The 18,215-nt window shown below is 34.3% G+C and carries 17 protein-coding genes and 1 pseudogene; 13 read left to right on the top strand and 5 right to left on the bottom strand.

Annotation, left to right across the window (positions count from 1 at the left end; translation table 11 throughout):
- Nucleotides 1-107 precede the first annotated feature (107 nt).
- The gene (locus SOJ_RS13245) at nucleotides 108-617 is read right to left on the bottom strand and encodes a cupin domain-containing protein (protein WP_002508632.1); all 510 of its coding nucleotides are present in this window, start codon (nucleotides 615-617) and stop codon (nucleotides 108-110) included.
- Nucleotides 618-1,124: 507 nt separating this feature from the next.
- Between SOJ_RS13245 and SOJ_RS13240 the strand changes: the two genes are divergently transcribed.
- Nucleotides 1,125-1,361, top strand: coding sequence for a hypothetical protein (locus SOJ_RS13240; protein ID WP_002508631.1), 237 nt, complete (start codon nucleotides 1,125-1,127; stop codon nucleotides 1,359-1,361).
- Between the two features lie 329 nt (nucleotides 1,362-1,690).
- Here SOJ_RS13240 and SOJ_RS13235 read toward each other — a convergent pair whose 3' ends face one another.
- From SOJ_RS13235 to SOJ_RS13225, 3 genes are all read right to left on the bottom strand, one after another.
- Nucleotides 1,691-2,017: a four-helix bundle copper-binding protein gene (locus tag SOJ_RS13235; protein ID WP_037539661.1), complete on the bottom strand. Its 327-nt coding sequence runs from the start codon at nucleotides 2,015-2,017 to the stop codon at nucleotides 1,691-1,693.
- Nucleotides 2,018-2,485: 468 nt separating this feature from the next.
- Nucleotides 2,486-2,818 carry a general stress protein gene (locus SOJ_RS13230; RefSeq protein ID WP_002508629.1) on the bottom strand — a complete coding sequence of 111 codons (333 nt, stop codon included), beginning with the start codon at nucleotides 2,816-2,818 and terminating at the stop codon, nucleotides 2,486-2,488.
- Nucleotides 2,819-2,839: 21 nt separating this feature from the next.
- Nucleotides 2,840-3,250: a hypothetical protein gene (locus tag SOJ_RS13225; protein ID WP_002508628.1), complete on the bottom strand. Its 411-nt coding sequence runs from the start codon at nucleotides 3,248-3,250 to the stop codon at nucleotides 2,840-2,842.
- Nucleotides 3,251-4,105: 855 nt separating this feature from the next.
- Between SOJ_RS13225 and SOJ_RS14900 the strand changes: the two genes are divergently transcribed.
- From SOJ_RS14900 to SOJ_RS13180, 9 genes are all read left to right on the top strand, one after another.
- Complete coding sequence (locus SOJ_RS14900; protein ID WP_155759075.1) at nucleotides 4,106-4,294, top strand: gamma-glutamyltransferase; 189 nt, start codon at nucleotides 4,106-4,108, stop codon at nucleotides 4,292-4,294.
- 72 nt (nucleotides 4,295-4,366) lie between these two features.
- Nucleotides 4,367-5,488 carry a cytochrome aa3 quinol oxidase subunit II gene (qoxA, locus tag SOJ_RS13220; protein ID WP_037539660.1) on the top strand — a complete coding sequence of 374 codons (1,122 nt, stop codon included), beginning with the start codon at nucleotides 4,367-4,369 and terminating at the stop codon, nucleotides 5,486-5,488.
- Nucleotides 5,488-7,476: a cytochrome aa3 quinol oxidase subunit I gene (qoxB, locus tag SOJ_RS13215; RefSeq protein WP_002508626.1), complete on the top strand. Its 1,989-nt coding sequence runs from the start codon at nucleotides 5,488-5,490 to the stop codon at nucleotides 7,474-7,476. The genes qoxA and qoxB overlap by 1 nt, the downstream gene beginning before the upstream one ends.
- Complete coding sequence (gene qoxC / locus SOJ_RS13210) at nucleotides 7,466-8,071, top strand: cytochrome aa3 quinol oxidase subunit III (protein WP_002508625.1); 606 nt, start codon at nucleotides 7,466-7,468, stop codon at nucleotides 8,069-8,071. The genes qoxB and qoxC overlap by 11 nt, the downstream gene beginning before the upstream one ends.
- Nucleotides 8,068-8,358 (top strand): cytochrome aa3 quinol oxidase subunit IV, encoded by a 291-nt coding sequence (gene qoxD / locus SOJ_RS13205; protein WP_002508624.1) that lies wholly within the window; start codon nucleotides 8,068-8,070, stop codon nucleotides 8,356-8,358. Before qoxC ends, qoxD begins: the two co-directional genes overlap by 4 nt.
- Before the next feature lie 570 nt (nucleotides 8,359-8,928).
- Nucleotides 8,929-9,132, top strand: a complete 204-nt coding sequence (locus SOJ_RS13200) for a helix-turn-helix domain-containing protein (protein WP_002508623.1) — start codon at nucleotides 8,929-8,931, stop codon at nucleotides 9,130-9,132.
- A 47-nt stretch (nucleotides 9,133-9,179) separates the two neighbouring features.
- A complete protein-coding gene (locus tag SOJ_RS13195) occupies nucleotides 9,180-10,763 on the top strand; it encodes an FMN-binding glutamate synthase family protein (protein ID WP_002508622.1) in 1,584 nt (527 codons plus the stop codon).
- A 131-nt stretch (nucleotides 10,764-10,894) separates the two neighbouring features.
- Complete coding sequence (locus SOJ_RS13190; protein ID WP_037539657.1) at nucleotides 10,895-11,164, top strand: YrhK family protein; 270 nt, start codon at nucleotides 10,895-10,897, stop codon at nucleotides 11,162-11,164.
- A 655-nt stretch (nucleotides 11,165-11,819) separates the two neighbouring features.
- Nucleotides 11,820-12,905 (top strand): IS30 family transposase, encoded by a 1,086-nt coding sequence (locus SOJ_RS13180; RefSeq protein ID WP_002508621.1) that lies wholly within the window; start codon nucleotides 11,820-11,822, stop codon nucleotides 12,903-12,905.
- Between the two features lie 148 nt (nucleotides 12,906-13,053).
- On the opposite strand, the gene SOJ_RS13175 is transcribed toward SOJ_RS13180, so the two are convergent.
- Complete coding sequence (locus tag SOJ_RS13175) at nucleotides 13,054-14,313, bottom strand: cytochrome P450 (protein WP_002508620.1); 1,260 nt, start codon at nucleotides 14,311-14,313, stop codon at nucleotides 13,054-13,056.
- Between the two features lie 209 nt (nucleotides 14,314-14,522).
- On the opposite strand from SOJ_RS13175, the pseudogene SOJ_RS13170 reads away from it, so the two are divergent.
- The 3 genes and pseudogenes from SOJ_RS13170 to SOJ_RS13160 all read left to right on the top strand — a co-directional run.
- Nucleotides 14,523-14,933 (top strand): annotated as a pseudogene (locus SOJ_RS13170) (IS30 family transposase); the annotation flags it as partial.
- A 312-nt stretch (nucleotides 14,934-15,245) separates the two neighbouring features.
- Complete coding sequence (locus SOJ_RS13165) at nucleotides 15,246-16,337, top strand: Leu/Phe/Val dehydrogenase (protein ID WP_002508618.1); 1,092 nt, start codon at nucleotides 15,246-15,248, stop codon at nucleotides 16,335-16,337.
- A 169-nt stretch (nucleotides 16,338-16,506) separates the two neighbouring features.
- The gene (locus tag SOJ_RS13160; RefSeq protein WP_002508617.1) at nucleotides 16,507-18,153 is read left to right on the top strand and encodes an alpha-keto acid decarboxylase family protein; all 1,647 of its coding nucleotides are present in this window, start codon (nucleotides 16,507-16,509) and stop codon (nucleotides 18,151-18,153) included.
- Nucleotides 18,154-18,215: the final 62 nt, after the last annotated feature.

Below are 18,215 nucleotides of genomic sequence, written 5' to 3'. Positions count from 1 at the left end.
TTATTAAGTATATAAATGGAAAAGAGGAAAAATAATAAATAGAAGAACTTTTTTGGATTTTGGAGAGTTAAGACACTTACAAAAATTTGTAAGTGTCTTTAAATTGTCTACGTTTTCCAATATGAAAATAGAGGTCCTTGTCCACCAAATATTGGATCATAATCTGGTAGAGGCGCGTTTTTGATGTTGCGTAAATTTTGGGGACGTTCACTTTCTTTGCCTACACATATATCATAAGATTGTCCGTTAGGATATGCTCCTTTAACAGTGAAATTTGAACTTTCGTTTAACAACTTGTGGCCAGAACCAGCTGGCAATATGAGTACATCACCAAATTTAACATCTACTTTAGAGCCTTGTTCACCTCCTAATTGAAGTTGTGCAGAGCCATCTACAATTAAAAGTACTTCATGAGAATTACTATGGTAATGATGGTATGAAAAAATGCCATTTTCCCAAGAATTTAACCAATTATTATTTTCTATAATATTGTCTAGCTTGTCATTGGTATCTGAGACATTTAAATATATTAATATTGGAAATGAAGGATTATTCGGTATTGAACCATCGTCTTCATATTTTAATGTCTTTATCTCTATATCTTTAATCGGTTTCATAAAATTCCTCCTTTGGAATAAAATGTATTTCGGTAAGCTTTATATTACTTGTTGTTAGTTTTTTATTCGTAAAGTTTCGGTTATGTAGAAAGCGCTTACGTTAATACACTCATAAACAAACCTGAATATGATAAATAATAAAACTCTACTGTACTATTACCCATTAAATGATAGGACAAAAGAAAATATAATAACCTCATGTTTAGCAAAATTTTATGCATAAGCACCGCGACCTTGTTCTTTGACGCCCCATATAGGGCTCTATTACAATTGCAGAATCAGCTTTTCGTTATTAAATCTCTTAAAGCTACACGACTGATGTTTTTAATAACATTGTTTACTTAAACAGGTCAATCTCTAAAAATACGAAAAATAAAATAAAATAAAATAAAATATAAATAAGTGAGTATATTCTTTATAAGTATTGGTCTATTTATTTTAGTGCTTAATTTTTAATCATAATAGGGTATATATAACCGTGAGTTAAATTTGAAAGAGGGTAAGTTTATGGAACTACAGATTGGAGACACTTGGTATGGTAAGCAGGGAACGATTTATGAAAATATACAAGCGACTATTGATGATATCACAGCTCGTTATGTACAGGTTTTCTTTACACCTACACTTAACCATAGTGGTTACCCTGTGTGTGGCATGGCGCTGGGTAAACGTCATTTTCACAAGAATTTTGATGCTCAGCCGCCTTATTATCAGCTAACACTTTTTGATTATTTCAACGAATAAACAAGATGAAAACATATAGTTTTTCTCTTTTAAAATCAGTACTATAGTTACTATTTAACATCATAAAAGTCTCTTTGTTGAAAAGTTTCCTGTTTGAAGATAACCAAATACTCGTACTATTCTAATAATTTTTATTAACTTTGTCTACTTCACACTTTAGTTTATAGTTACTATAAACTAAAGTGTGAAGGGCCAAAAGAGTTAAGGAGTAGCATAGTTAGTTATGGAATTTTTTCCTAATACTGATAGTTATGTAATTTTAATCGTAAAAAGTGTTATACCAAGATAACTCCTCTTGGTATAACACTTTTCCTTTGATTGATTTCATTTTACGCAATTTCTTTACAAGCTTTCGCGCATTTGAAACAAGCCTCTGCGCATTTCTGACAGTGATTATGTTCATGTTTTTGGCATTCACTTCCACATGCTTCACAAATTCTGGAGCACACTTTTGCCAAATCAGGCGCAAATGAGGTGCTTCTCGTTAATGCATGTTCCAGAAATGCGCAAATTTCTGCACATTCACGGTCCAGCCGGATACATTCTGCCATCATTTTTACATCTTCTTCTTTCAAACAGGCGTAATAACAGTGATTACATGCTTCTACACATTCATGTAATGTTTGAATCAGCTGTTGGTGTTCTTCATCGACCATATACAAAAACCTCCTATTAATTTAAGTACTCTACATATAATAAATTCCCATTTCGTTTTGCACATAAACCGATTTTGTTAAATACTATAGAAACTACGCAAAATTCAACATTAAGATCTCATTTAGTTGTAGTTAAAAATTATTCTATCTTGCATTCTCCCATTGTCTTGGTATTTATGAATGTGGCAATAGAATATATATTTTTTTATTTTTAAAGTGATTTGAGACAGCAAAATATGTATCCTGTTTATCTTCAACATAGAATATCTCTTCAATCAATTTAAAAGACCAACAATTCCATTTAATAATGTATAGACATTAAATAAGCTTACGGATTCCACTTGATGTTATATAAATGGAACCCGTAAGCCTATCCAGGGTGAAAAGTCATATTTTAGTTAAGTCACAGAAATATAATTCGTACGTCTAATGAAATTAAAAATACCAATTGATAATAGTAAAAGTGTTTTATAAAACGCCTATAATTCTAAAATCATTAACAATTAAAAAAAATTTATTATCAAATATACTATTTTTATATGATTCAATCTCACTTTCAGAAAAATCTAATGTTTTTAATTTTTCTTTGATATTTTCGCTCTTATTCTCAAATGTATTATTACTATCAATTGGATAATAACTAATACTTGTAACATGTGTGTTATTAATTATATTAGTAATACACTCTGAGTTTTTTGTAAGAATGTAAATATTTTGAACATTCACGCCTTGGTCTTTTAACGCTTTGATATCTACTTCTAATTCATCAACGTTTATATATTCTTTTACAACAGGTTTCAAAGTATCCCTCCTCTTGTTAATTCAAATTCTATTATGATTTTTAGAATTAATTACTAAAGTAAAATAATGATTTTCAGTTATATAAAAATAAGTACTTTCTATAATCAAATCGAATAATTCAGCTCTATCGACATCTGATGACATTTTATATTGAGATTCTAATTTTTCTTGATATTCATAATCCACAAAAATTATTTGCTCTCTTTTAACAGTAATAGTTTTTTGTTTGTATATTAATTCAATGAGTGATTTTTTGTAATGTATTGCTTCAATCTTATCAATATCAAAAGCATTATAGACAAAATTTTTTACTCTTTGTTCCCTTTTACGTTTACTTTGTTGAACTTTAAAATCTTTAGTGTATTGATGTTTAACAAAAATATAAACTAACAACACTATTATTATGGCAATAAGAAAAAATACAGTAGACATCAGTTTACACCCCGTTTTATATTTTTCATGAACTCATTATAATTAATATTTCCTTAAAAATAGTCTTTAAACATTTTATTTATTTCATTTAATATAAAAAAATAAGGTATTAATACACTAAAGAGACCTCAGCATAAACTCTTTAGTTCACACACACTCGCTGCCATTAACATTTATCGTTAATGATAGCTTTAATTTTAAGGAATTTTATTATGGATCTTCACAACCAACTTGTCAGGACAACTTAAAACTTCTTGAGTTTTAAAGCACTAATGTCGTCCCAATATTTAAAATATAAATGACACTAATCCTTTTCTATAAGCATTTATTTATATAATGTGTTTTTCAATCGATTGTAAGTTAGAAAAAATTTGATTTTGAAACGATTGAGAGAGTCCTTATTCAATGAGAATTCTTTTTTTCGGAATAGCCAGCGATAGATTCACCTATAACAATTGCTATTTTATCATTGGGACAAGCGTTATTATAATACCACTTGAAACTTTTGCTCCAATATCTAGTGTTATTCGACCAATAAGTAGTAACGATTTACTAGTGGACATAATTTTAGCATTAGTATTAGAAAATCTATTCAATTGAGATACTATATAAGAGTAAAATGTTTATATTTGAGTATAAAAGGAAAAGAATAGAATGAGATTTTGGTTGTTTAGGCTTGAAGGGGATGAGAATAATGAAAAAAATAGCGGATCAACGTGTTGACTAACCATTTGTAGCCCAAAATTCAGTTGTTACTTCTCCTAATAATTTAACAACAATACATTTTAAACGCTAATGGGCCCTCTATGAACGATGTTAATAAGATTCCTATAAAGAGAAGGGTTCCCTGTAAATATACTACATAGATGCGAAGAAACTTCTAGGGTTTTTAAAGGTCGGGTCTCCCCTTATTTAGAAGGAGACATTTTTTATAATAAAGACTTATCTAACACATTCAAATCAAGCGTTGAAAATAGTAGTAAAGCTTTTTATGAAGGAGATATCGCTGATAAAATTGCTGAGTTTATGAAACAAGACGGGTGATTAAGGTGACTATTTTAACTATATTAAAATTGATGATAAAACCTATATTTGTAATATTAGGAGGTCAAAAAAGTGTCGAAATTTAAGTCTTTGCTTCTACTCTTTGGCTCGCTAATCCTGCTTAGTGGTTGTTCTAACGTAGAAGTTTTAAACCCAAAAGGGCCAATGGCAAGTAATTCGAAGTTTTTGATTATGTATTCGATCATCTTCATGCTTGCTATCGTTGTCGCTGTAATTCTCTTGTTCACAGTCTTTCTATACAAATATAGAATGGGCAAGACAGAGGAAACAGGAAAGATGCACCATAGTTTTTTACTTGAATCGATCTGGTTCATTATTCCAATAATCATTGTAATTGCTATAGCCATTCCAACGGTTAAATCACTTTACATGTATGAGGAAACACCAGATAAAAAAGATGACCCTATTGTAGTTTATGCTGCAAGTGCTGGTTATAAGTGGTTCTTTAGTTATCCTGAAGAAAAAATCGAAACTGTTAATCACTTAACTATTCCCAAGGATCGACCTGTTGTTTTCAAACTCCAATCAATGGATATGATGACAAGTTTCTGGATTCCACAACTTGGTGGTCAGAAATACGCGATGACAGGTATGACAATGGACTGGACATTAACATCCAGTGAAGAAGGCACGTTCCGTGGACGTAACTCAAACTTCAATGGTGAAGGTTTTTCTCGTCAAACTTTCGATGTTAACTCAGTAAGTCAAAGTGAATTTAACGATTGGGTCAAAGATGCTCAAAGAAAAAAAGAGTTAGATCAAGATACATTTGATAAGCAACTTTTACCAACTACTGAAAATGAAGAGTTAACTTTCAGTGGTACCCATCTAGCATTTGTTGATCCTGCAGCAGATCCTGAGTATATTTTCTATGCCTATGATCGTTACAATTACGTACAAAAAGATCCGAACTTTAACACTGAAGAAGAATTAACTGAAGATGTGTTAGATGAACCTGATCAACCTGCACGTAAACCGCAAATCACAAATGCGAACTATGAAAGGCATGGTATGAAAGCCATGATTCTTGGCAACGACGAGCCTTACGATAGTGAATTCAAAGACGAAGAATCACATAATATCGATGAAATGGACAAAATATCTGAAGGTGCAAAAGATGAAAAAGCATCTAAAATAGAGAAAAAAGACCATGAAAACGGAGGTGGACAGTAATGAATTTTCCATGGGATCAATTGCTCGTTCACGGTGATTGGATGATTACAATGACACAAATTGGAGCCCCATTCGCCGTCATCGCTGTAATTGCAGCAATTAGCTACTTTAAATTGTGGAAATATCTATACAGGGAATGGTTTACATCTGTTGATCATAAAAAAATCGGCATCATGTATTTAATCTGTGCTTTATTAATGTTTGTTCGCGGTGGTATTGACGCGCTAATGATGCGTACACAATTGGCTATACCAAACAATACATTCTTAGAAGCAAACCACTATAATGAAGTCTTTAGCACGCACGGCGTTATTATGATTATCTTTATGGTAATGCCATTCATTTTTGGTTTATGGAATGTCATTGTACCTTTACAAATTGGCGCTCGTGATGTTGCATTCCCTGTATTAAATAACGTAAGTTTTTGGTTATTCTTCTCAGGTATGGTTTTATTCAACATGTCATTTATAATCGGAGGCGCACCTGCGGCTGGCTGGACAAATTATGCACCGATGGCAGGAGAATTCAGTCCCGGACCCGGAGTCAACTATTACTTAATTGCAATTCAAATTTCTGGTATCGGTACACTTATGACGGGTATTAACTTCTTCGTATCTATACTTAGATGTAAAACACCTACGATGAAATTTATGGAAATGCCAATGTTTACAGTTACTGCTTTCATTACAACATTACTCGTTATCTTAGCATTCCCAATATTAACAGTCGCGTTAGCACTATTTACAACTGATAATATATTCGGTACAGCGTTCTTTACAGTTGCAAATGGTGGTATGCCAATGCTCTGGGCTAACTTCTTCTGGGTATGGGGGCACCCCGAAGTTTATATTGTTGTCCTTCCAGCATTTGGTATTTATTCTGAAATTATTCCAACGTTTGCGCGTAAACGCCTATTTGGTCACCAAAGTATGGTTTGGGCGACTGCAGGTATCGCATTCTTAAGCTTCTTAGTTTGGGTTCATCATTTCTTCACAATGGGTAATGGTGCATTAATCAACTCATTCTTCTCAATTTCAACCATGCTTATTGGTATACCAACCGGTGTTAAAATCTTTAACTGGTTGTTTACGCTTTATCAAGGTCGAATTACTTTTGAAGCACCCATGTTATTCGCACTAGCATTTATCCCTACCTTCCTAATAGGTGGCGTAACTGGTGTGATGCTTTCTATGGCAGCAGCCGATTACCAATATCATAATACTTACTTCTTAATTGCACACTTCCACTACACATTAGTAGCAGGTGTTGCATTTGGTTTGTTAGGAGCATTAATTTTCTGGTGGCCTAAGATGACTGGATTTAAGTTAAACGAAACGTTAAACAAATGGTGTTTCTGGTTATTCATTATTGGTTTTAATGTTTGTTTCTTACCACAATTCGTGCTTGGTTTAGATGGTATGCCTCGTCGTTTATACACTTATATGCCAGAAGATGGTTGGTGGTTACTAAACATAATCTCTACTGTCGGAGCACTAACGATGGCATTAGGCTTCATGTTCTTAATTGCAAGTATTGCATATAGTTTCTTCAAATCACCACGTGAATCAACTGGCGATAACTGGGATGGTTTAGGTCGTACATTAGAGTGGTCAACTGCTTCAGCAATGCCACCTAAATACAACTTTGCTATCACACCTGACTGGAATGACTATGATACATTTGTTGATATGAAAGCACACGGTCGTCACTACTTAGATAATCACAATTATACTGATATTCATATGCCAAATAACACGCCAGTTGGTTTCTTTATGGGGATTTTCTTCACAATTGGTGGGTTCTTCTTAATCTTTGAAACTATTATTCCAGCCATTATTTGCTTAATCGGCATCTTTAGTACGATGATTTTCCGCAGTTTCCAAGTTGACCACGGTTATCATATCCCAGCTTCTGAAGTAGCAGAAACCGAAAAACGTTTACGTAAAGCACGTGTAAAAGAAAAGGAGGCTGTAAGTCATGAGTCATAATGCAAACACAATTGATCAACGTTCGCATGAAGGTGAATTAAATAAACTTGGCTTTTGGATTTTCCTTACAGCTGAATTTTCATTATTTGGTACGTTATTTGCAGCGTTACTAACACTGCAACACGGTGGCGATTATGCTGGTAAAATGACGACTGAGTTATTTGAATTACCCCTAGTTTTAATAATGACATTTGCGTTATTAATTAGTTCTTACACATGTGGTATTGCAATATATTATATGAGAAACGAAAAAGAAAAATTAATGATGGTTTGGATGATTATCACTGTATTACTAGGTATCGTGTTCGTAGGTTTTGAAATTTACGAGTTCGCCCACTATGTAGGTGAAGGTGTTAATCTAACTATCGGTTCTTATTGGTCTAGTTTCTTTATACTATTAGGAACACATGGTGCCCACGTATCGTTAGGTATCGTCTGGATTATCTGCTTATTAATTCAAGTAGCTATGCGAGGATTAAATAAAGACAATGCTCCTAAATTATTTATAGTAAGTTTATATTGGCACTTTTTAGATGTTGTATGGATCTTCATCTTCACTGCCGTATATATGATAGGGATGGTGTTTAGCGGATGAATACAATAGTAAAACACACAGTAGGTTTTATTGCCTCAATCGTTCTAACGTTATTAGCGGTATTTGTAACTTTATACACATCTATGGCACTTAATGTGAAGATTACTATCCTCTTTGGTTTTGCATTTATACAAGCTGCAGTTCAATTATTAATGTTCATGCATTTAACTGAAGGTAAAGACGGAAACATACAAAGTTTTAAAGTTATATTTGCGATTATCATTACCTTAATTATCATAATTGGTACTTATTGGGTAATGCAAGGTGGACACTCAGCTCACTTATAATCTATAGAAAAGGACCTCTCTTCAGAAGAAGCTTTTGGAATGGCCCAATTAGTCAGAGGTGTTTTTTTAGAAAAAATATTAAACATATATAATATACTAAGCAACCCGTGATGACAGAAGATATTGTACAAACAAATGTTAACTTCACAAATTATCCCTATCTCTGTCGGAAATTCTCAGTAAGTAGGAGGTTATCATTGTTATACTGTTTCTATTTGTAGGATTAGTGACTATGAGAGGTTATTTAAAATAATCTGTATTGAGACAATATTTCATTTTGAAACGATTAAAGGACTCCTTATTGAATAAGGAGTCCTTTTTAATGTTATTCTGATAACCATAGATTATGTAAATTCAGGTTTAATTTAGATAAATTAAAGGTATTAATAAAACAGGGCTTCCCATATAACTTTTTGATTACACACTTACTACAGTTAGAAATATTTCTAACTGTAGTTTTAAATTTAGATATGCACATAAGATGATGTGATTAAATATATGCTTCATATATTTAAAATCAGAAATGATAGTCTTGAGACTTGTATAAGTATAAAAAAGGAGAGAGAATAAATGGATATATTAATTAATTTAAGAAAAAGACATGAGCTAACACTTAAACAACTTAAGGATGAATTAAATAAAATGTCTGACTTATCATTTGATGAAAAAAGATTATGGCAATTTGAAAAGGGAGAAAAAACTCCTACCGAAACAGAAGCAGAAGTGTTAGGACATTATTTTAATTTGCCTTATGAAGAATTTATATATTATTAAAATGTATTAATATTTAAATTAAATATTAATAATGAAGGATGGTTAATGTGACTGTTTTAACTATATTACAATTAATTGTAAACATTATTATTGTTTTAGCTTTACTTAGCGTGCTTTTAGCAGGCGCTCTGTTACTTTTTAAAGACAAAAGACAAAAACAACACAGCGTATTACGTAATTATCCGTTACTCGCGCATGTTCGCTATTTTTTAGAAAAAATAGGGCCTGAAATGCGCCAGTATTTATTTTTACAAGATACCAAAGGTAAACCATTCTCAAGAAATGATTACACTAATATTGTTGTCGCGGGTAAATACAATTCAAGAATGTCTAGTTATGGCACTCAAAATGATTATGAAGATGGTTTCTATATTCAAAATACTATGTTTCCCTTACAAACAGCTGAATTACATATCGATCAATCAACTATGATCTCTACATTTATTTATGAAGTCGATAACGAACGTTTATTTAACCGAGATGAACATATATCTAAAACTGAAATTGATCCGTACTTTTTGTCTGACGAGGACGCTATTATACTTGGAAAAGGCTTAGATTATCCTTTTAAAATTAAACGACTTGTCGGTCAATCAGGTATGAGTTATGGTGCCTTAGGTAGCCATGCTATTACAGCTTTATCCATGGGGTTAGGTCAAGCTGGAACTTGGATGAATACAGGTGAAGGCGGTTTATCTAAATATCATCTTAAAGGTGGCGCAGATATTATATTCCAAATTGGACCAGGTTTATTCGGCGTACGTGATAAAGAAGGGGAATTCGATTTAAAAGAATTTCTCAAATTGGCAAACCGCGACAGAATTAAAGCTTTTGAAATAAAGCTAGCGCAGGGCGCTAAAACACGGGGTGGTCATATGCAAGGTAATAAAGTAACAGAGGAAATTGCTGAAATTAGAAACGTAGAACCATGGAAAACAATTAATTCTCCCAACCGTTTCAATTCAATTGGCAACCCCAAAGATTTATTAAATTGGGTAACGTTTTTACAACACCAAGGTCAGAAACCTGTAGGTTTTAAAATTGTAGTTAGTAAGGTATCAGAAATTGAAAAACTTATTAATACTATGATTGAAACTAACCAATACCCTGATTTTATCACTATCGATGGCGGGGAAGGTGGCACCGGTGCCACTTTCCAAGAACTTCAAGATGGTGTGGGTTTGCCATTGTTTATAGCCCTACCTATTGTAACAGCGTTACTTGAAAAGTATGATATTCGTCACCAAATGAAAGTCTTTGCTTCTGGTAAACTTATCACACCAGACAAAATTGCTATTGCTTTAGGTTTAGGAGCAGATTTAGTTAATATCGCACGAGGGATGATGATCAGCGTTGGATGCGTCATGAGTCAACAATGTCATATGAATACTTGCCCAGTTGGTGTGGCAACAACTGATCCTAAACGAGAAAAAGGTCTCATTATTGACGAGAAAAAGTATCGCGTTACTAACTACGTTACAAGTTTGCATGAAGGTTTGTTTAATATTGCTGCTGCTGTAGGTGTAAAAAGCCCTACCCAAATTTCAAAAGATCATATCATCATTAAAAAGAAAGATGGCACAGTGAAATCTATAAATGACTATAAATTAAAACTAATTAATTATAAATAAATCAAAAACTAATTGTAATAATATATATTTTTTAGTTTAACTTATCAAAAAATTAATATTTTCAATAATCCAACTTCCTATAAATTCAAAAATTTTTCAAGCATTGTATAATGAATCAGAGGTGGTTTTCCATGAAAGAAAGTACAAGAAGAGAACTAGAATTTAACTTTCTAGGTTTTGATGTAAAAATTGACGCGTTTTACAAACTCCTTTATCAAATTAACGATATAATGTTAGCTTTATTCTTCATTGTCGGTAGCTTCTTGTTTTTTAGTGAATCAACTACTTTCTATGGCACAGTCTTATTTGTTATTGGGAGCTTTGAGTTATTAATTAGGCCTATAATAACTATCTCTAGGGATATCCATATATATAAAATTAAAAAAGACAAAAACCTATAGGTCTGGACTGTATCCTGCCAAATCAATAATTATTGGTGATATAAATACAAGGAGCCGCACATAAATGCTTAATGAATGGAAGAAATATTAGAACAATAATGAACGTGGTTCTTCATGTTTATTGCAAAAGAAAGCGAAAATGTAATAGGAAGCGATGGCGCAGAAAAAATGGAATTTGTGAAAAAAACACTTTATTTTTTGTAGTAAGAACTGATAAGGGTAACTGGCCTTCTATAAATTTAGCTTACAGATTAGGATTTCAAAGAGATGCTAATTTTGATGATTTTACAGATAAAAGAGATATATTCTTTTTTAAAAATCTAATTTAGTGACTAAAATATAATAATTCATACCAAATTTTAAAACAATTAAGAGACTTTTTTTCTAAGAAGTCTCTTTTAATATGCTTTTTAGAACTATTTTGCTCATCTAGATTTTTTTCATGACTGACAATCATCATAACTTATCTCGTTGGCTTCTTTAGTATTTAGTTTTATTTAATTACTAAGTATTCAAAATGATACAGTACTTTATGTAATTATATTTTTTGGTGGATTTTATAATGAACTTAGCCACCTCTGATATAAAAAACGCCATGTGAATTTCATGTTATATTGAAAGTTAACCACAACACTCAATAAAGGAATGAAATCACATGACGCAACTTCATGATACCACTGAATCCATCAAAGGAAAACATCTGAGCAAAGCGGAACGGGCCCAAATTAAGATTTTAAAGCAGGAGAATTACTCCAACCGTGACATTGCGGCGCGTTTAGGACGTGCACCCCAGACCATCAATAACGAAATCAAACGCGGAACCGTCCGACAAATCCGCCGTCAGAAACAGAATGGAAAAACATATGATTATGAGTATCATGTCTATGATCCAGACTACGCTCAGACGCGTTATGAAACCCACCGCCTTCACTCTGGCCGGCGGCCAAAATGGAGCCGATCCAATACATTTGTCGACTGGGCAGATACACAGATGCTGGACCACCACTGGTCGCCCGATGCCGTCATTGGTGCTGCGAAACAAAGGGATGTGTGCCCTGCTGAACTGATACCATGTACGACGACACTGTACAACTGGATTGACCGGCAGATCATGCGCACAAAGAACATCCATCTATCGGAGAAGCTCAGCCGCAACACAAAATCAAAAACACGCAAGGACCGCGAACATAAACGTGATCTGGGACCGTCCATCGCTGAACGGCCAGAAGGTGTCGAATCCCGGGAGACATTCGGTCACTGGGAAATCGACACCGTCATCGGTTCAAAACACAAGGATGATGCGGTGCTGCTGACATTGGTGGAGCGACAGACCCGTTTTGAAGTGCTTTTGAAAATTGAAGGCAAGGACGCTCAACCTGTCACAGAGGCAATCGAACGACTCGTTGAACGGGGCGGTGCGCATATGCCATCATTATTCAAGACCATCACAGCCGATAACGGGTCTGAATTCAGTGAACTCCATGAAACATTAAAGTCTGTTACGGATGTTTACTTCGCCCGGCCGTTTGCCTCATATGAACGGGGCACCAGCGAAAACCAGCACAAGCTCATCCGTCGGTTTATCCCGAAAGGCCAGTCCATCTCGTCCATCAGTGATCGGCAAGTTCAACGGATTCAGCGGTGGATGAATGACTACCCGCGTAAAATCCTGGACTACAAGACGCCACACGAATGTTTCGTTAAAGCATTCAAACAGACGCAATCGGCTCAGAGCGCCTAGTGTAAAATCGCCTCCGCCCCCTCGGGGGAGGAGGAACACACCCACCATCATAGTGTTTTCACAATCTCTGATTATGGTGAACTCAAGGTGGCTAACTTAAACTTGAAATTTGCGACCTGAAAAACTTTTAAAGTAGTAAACTTTTTTACTAATCCTTGAACAATAATGCCTTACTATTTGGATAGGTTGGAAATTGATTCATCGCTATCGTCCAGTCTTGTTCAGGTACAGTAAATTCATATTTATTCACTAAGTGATCTGAAAACACTCGCATACTATGCAAGGTAATCCACTCCCCGGCACAACGATGCATTTCTCTAAATTTCCCGCCACCTTGAGCAATCATTTCATATTCTTCTTCATATGATAAATCTTTTGCTTTACCGATATAGCGCTCGATATCAAACTGCTCTGGTAAAACCAGATTACGCTCATCATGGTTCGTTCCGTAAACATCTAAAACGACCCAACTATCTTTTGGAATCTCATACCCATCTATTTCCACATCACTTATACTAATTGCCGGTAACATTGGGAAAAATGGATAATAACGACGCATTTCTTGGATGAAAGGGTCTTGCAGGTTAGCAAAATCTGCTTGTAAGGCATTGTAAATACCTTCTTTGGCGAAAAGCGCATGCCCCATTAAGGCTACCCAAACAGTTAGTGCTACTGTTGGACGGATAATATTTAATAAATCAACTGCCGCTACTTCGACAGGTAATAATTCCCCATTAAGATCTGTCGCATTCGCAAAAGTATATAAAGCACGATTTTCTTTACCCGGAACAGGATGCTTTCGCGCTTCTTTTATGAGTTCCTGCGCCCATTTCTCTGACTCCTTACGATCTGAAATACCTTTCATATGATCTGTAGGAGAAGTAACCGCACTACTAATCATCGAAATTTGATTCTCAGCAAGCTTTTCTAATGTTTCTTTATCAAACTTGGCTAAATTAATTCCAGACCATTCCGAAATAGCATTAAATAATACTTTATTCGCTAGATCAAATAACTCAAACTCACCATGTTGTTTATCTAAAGCTTCTGATAAATGTTTCGCTAAAACTTGATGATATTCTTCCATTCTTTCCGGTGTCATTAAATCCATGAAATAATTTTTACGATGGTGGTGCGCTTTTCCGTCCAATGTTTGCACTCCATCTTCGCCGAACAATGTTTTGAGCACAGGTTTTGGCATCGCACCTTCCCGTTTAAAATTTTCAGGGTCATAAAACTTCCGAGCCGCTTCCTCGCCGTAAATAACTGTTATACTTTCATTAAAAAATTCTGCTTTCACTACTGGAGCATCCACATCTTCGCGTAGCTCACCTAGTAAATTATATCCTTTATTCATCAATTCTTTTGCATCTTTTAGTTTAATTTTTGTTTCTGGTACTTGTTTCAACGTTTATCCTCCTTAATATTGCTCTGTCTCCATAATTTGCTATTGTAATTTATATAATTCCCTAGTATTCATTTAGATAAACGTTTGTTTGGAGGAGGTGGATTTTATAATGAACCTAGCCACCTATGATACAAAAAACGCCATGTGAATTTCATGTTATATTGAAGTTAACCACAACTCTCAATAAAGGAATGAAATCACATGACGCAACTTCATTTGAAGTCATCCTGAAAATCAATGGTAAAGCCGCCCAGCCTGTCACACAGGCGGCGGAATCACTCGTCGAACGTGCCGGCGCGCATATGCCGTCACTGTTTCGGACCATCACGTCAAATAATGGTTCGGAATTCAGTGAACTGTATAACACGCTGAAAGTAGTGACCGATGTGTACTTCGCCCGGCCGTTTGCCTCATATGAACGGGACACCAGCGAAAACCAGCACAAGCTCATCCGTCGGTTTATCCCGAAAGGCCAGTCCATCTCGTCCATCAGTGATCGGCAAGTTCAACGGATTCAGCGGTGGATGAATGACTACCCGCGTAAAATCCTGGACTACAAGACGCCACACGAATGTTTCGTTAAAGCATTCAAACAGACGCAATCGGCTCAGAGCGCCTAGTGTAAAATCGCCTCCGCCCCCTCGGGGGAGGAGGAACACACCCACCATCATAGTGCTTTCACAATCTCTGATTATGGTGAACTCAAGGTGGCTAACTTAAACTTGAAATTTGCGAATTATATTTTTTCAATTTTTTTGGATTTTTAGTATAAGAATAAGCATTATCTATTAATAATTAAATAAACCTAAAAGTTATAAAACAGGATTCAAATTATCATTTTATATTTTCAGAAAACAGTAACATTATATGCATGTTAAAGTAAATATGTAAGGGCTTTCTATAATTATTAAATGCATAGGAGAGGAATAGACATGATTTTTGAGAAAATGGAACAATCTGATTATGAGCAACTAGTATTTTGTCATGATAAAACAAGTGGCTTAAGAGCAATTATTTGTATTCATGACTCTACGCTTGGTCCTGCACTAGGTGGGTGTCGTTTCTGGAATTATGATACAGAAGAGGAAGCGATTGTAGATGTGATGCGTTTAGCAAAAGGTATGACGTATAAAAATGCAGCTGCAGGACTTAACTTAGGTGGCGCAAAAACAGTCGTAATGGGCGATCCAAAAACAGATAAGTCAGAAGCATTTTTTAGAGCATTGGGACGTTATATTAATAGTTTAGATGGGCGCTATATTATTGCAGAAGACGTAGGCACAAGTGTTGAAGATATGGATATGATTTATCAAGAAACACCTTATGTATGTGGTATAAGTGAGTCATTTGGTTCGGGTGGTAATCCAAGCCCAATGACAGCATTAGGTGTTTATTATGCTATGAAACGTACGGCAAAAGAAGCATTTGGTAGCGATACTCTTGAAGGTAAAACGGTCGCTGTACAAGGGGTAGGAAATGTTGCATATCATATGTGCAAATTTTTACATGAAGAAGGCGCTGATCTTATTGTAACGGATGTTAACGAAGAAGCTATAAAATGTGCTGTAGAGGACTTTAATGCTAAGGCAGTGAGTATCGAAGATATTTATGGTGTTGAAGCTGATATCTTCGCTCCTTGTGCATTAGGTGGTGTTTTAAATGATGAGAGCATACCAAAATTAAAATTTAAAATGATTTGTGGTAGCGCTAATAATCAGTTGTTAGACCAAGATAAACACGGGAAAATGTTAAATGAACGTGGTATTATCTATGCACCAGATTTTGTTGTAAATAGTGGGGGCGTGATTAATGTTTCAGATGAGTTACAAGGTTATAATAAGGAACGTGCAACTCAAAAAGTGAAAGGTGTATATAATCAAATAGGTAAGATTTTAAACATCGCTAATGAAAAAAACATCCTACCATTAGAAGCTGCAGAACATTTAGCAGAAGAACGTATTGAAGCTTTACTACGTGTACATGGTAAATTTTCGTCAAAAGCCAATAATCAAATTAATAAATAAATACATTTATTTTAGTCATAATTGTACCTCAAATAATCAGAAGTTAACGTATACAATTTTTAACAGTAATCGAAAAAGATTAATAAGGAAAAATTCAATTTCAAGATCTTTATTTTGTTAATTGAGTTATTTTTGTAGTGTTAATATGAGATTAAAGGAGAAATGATGAATGAAAAAAAGAGTAGGACAATATTTAATGGATTGTATCAGTACTGTGGGCGTTGACAAAATTTTTGGAGTTCCGGGAGATTTTAATCTTACCTTTTTAGATGACATTATTAACCGAGATGATATGGATTGGGTAGGTAATACAAATGAATTAAATGCCAGTTATGCTGCAGATGGTTATTCCAGAATGAAAGGTATTAGTGCTATGGTTACCACGTTTGGAGTAGGAGAACTCAGTGCTATAAATGGAATAGCAGGGGCTTATGCAGAACGTGTTCCTATCATAGCCATTACAGGTGCCCCCACACGCGAAGTCGAAAATGCTGGTAAATATGTACACCATTCGTTAGGGGAAGGTCGTTTTGATGATTACCGTAAAATGTATAAACACATTACTACCGCACAAGGATATATAACGCCTGAGAATGCAGAAGAGGAAATACCACGGCTAATTGATGCTGCAATAAATGAAAAACGTCCAGTTCACCTTCATTTACCAATCGATGTTGCAGCAGAAGAAATTGAAGTAAAAGCACCTTACCGTTATAGAAAACCCAACACACGAGACGTTTCTAGTTATATTAAAATGATAGAAGAAAAATTAAAAAATGCAAAAAATCCTTTGATTATTGCAGGCCATGAAATCAATAGTTTCAATTTGCATCAGCAATTAGAAAAATTTGTGAACCAAACGCAAATTCCAGTAGTTCAACTCTCTTTAGGTAAAGGTGCATTTAATGAAGAAAACTCATATTACATGGGTATTTATGATGGAGAGGTTGCAGAAGAACAAATTAAAAATTATGTAGATAAAAGTGATGTAATTTTAAATATAGGGGCTAAATTAACAGATTCTGCAACTGCAGGCTTCTCATACAACTTTGATTTAGAAGATGTAATAACGATGAATCATCGCAATTTCATAATAGAGGAAATCAAAGACTCGGAAGTTAACCTTCCAGACCTTTTAAAAGGCTTATTAACGATGAATTACGTTAGTAAAGCAAATTATCCAAGCTATCAAGGCTATCAAGATAACAATTTAGATATAAATGAGAAACCATTGACACAAGAAACTTATTTCAAATTAATACAAAAATTTATAAAAAAAGACGATGTTATTATCGCTGACCAAGGTACTGCTTTCTTTGGGGCTTACGATTTAACACTGTATGAAGATAATAAATTTATTGGCCAACCATTATGGGGCTCAATAGGATATACACTACCAGCGACCCTTGGTACACAAATTGCAAATAAACATCGTAGAAATGTGTTATTAATTGGTGAGGGTGCATTACAATTAACTGTACAAGCCTTATCAACAATTATTAGTGAGCATTTAAAACCTGTTATATTTATCATCAACAATGATGGGTATACAATTGAGCGTAAGATTCATGGTAAAACAGCACCTTATAATGACATTCAAATGTGGGATTACAAAATGTTACCTTCAATATTTGGGGCGAAAGGAAATAACATTAAAATAAATAATGTCACAACTAGTTCAGAATTGAAAAAGGTGTTAAATGAAATTAATGATACGCCAAATAAAATGCATTTTATTGAAGTTCACATGGATGTAAATGATGCACCAGAAAAATTAAATAAAGTAGCTCAAGCTTTTTCAAATCAAAATAGTTAACAGTTGAAAAATTTAATAAGTATTACCATATAAGTTATACTAAAGTAACAATAAGATAACTA

Source organism: Staphylococcus sp. OJ82 (assembly GCF_000294465.1).
In the GTDB taxonomy this organism is placed as follows: domain Bacteria; phylum Bacillota; class Bacilli; order Staphylococcales; family Staphylococcaceae; genus Staphylococcus; species Staphylococcus equorum.
This window is presented reverse-complemented; position numbering and strand designations above follow the sequence as displayed.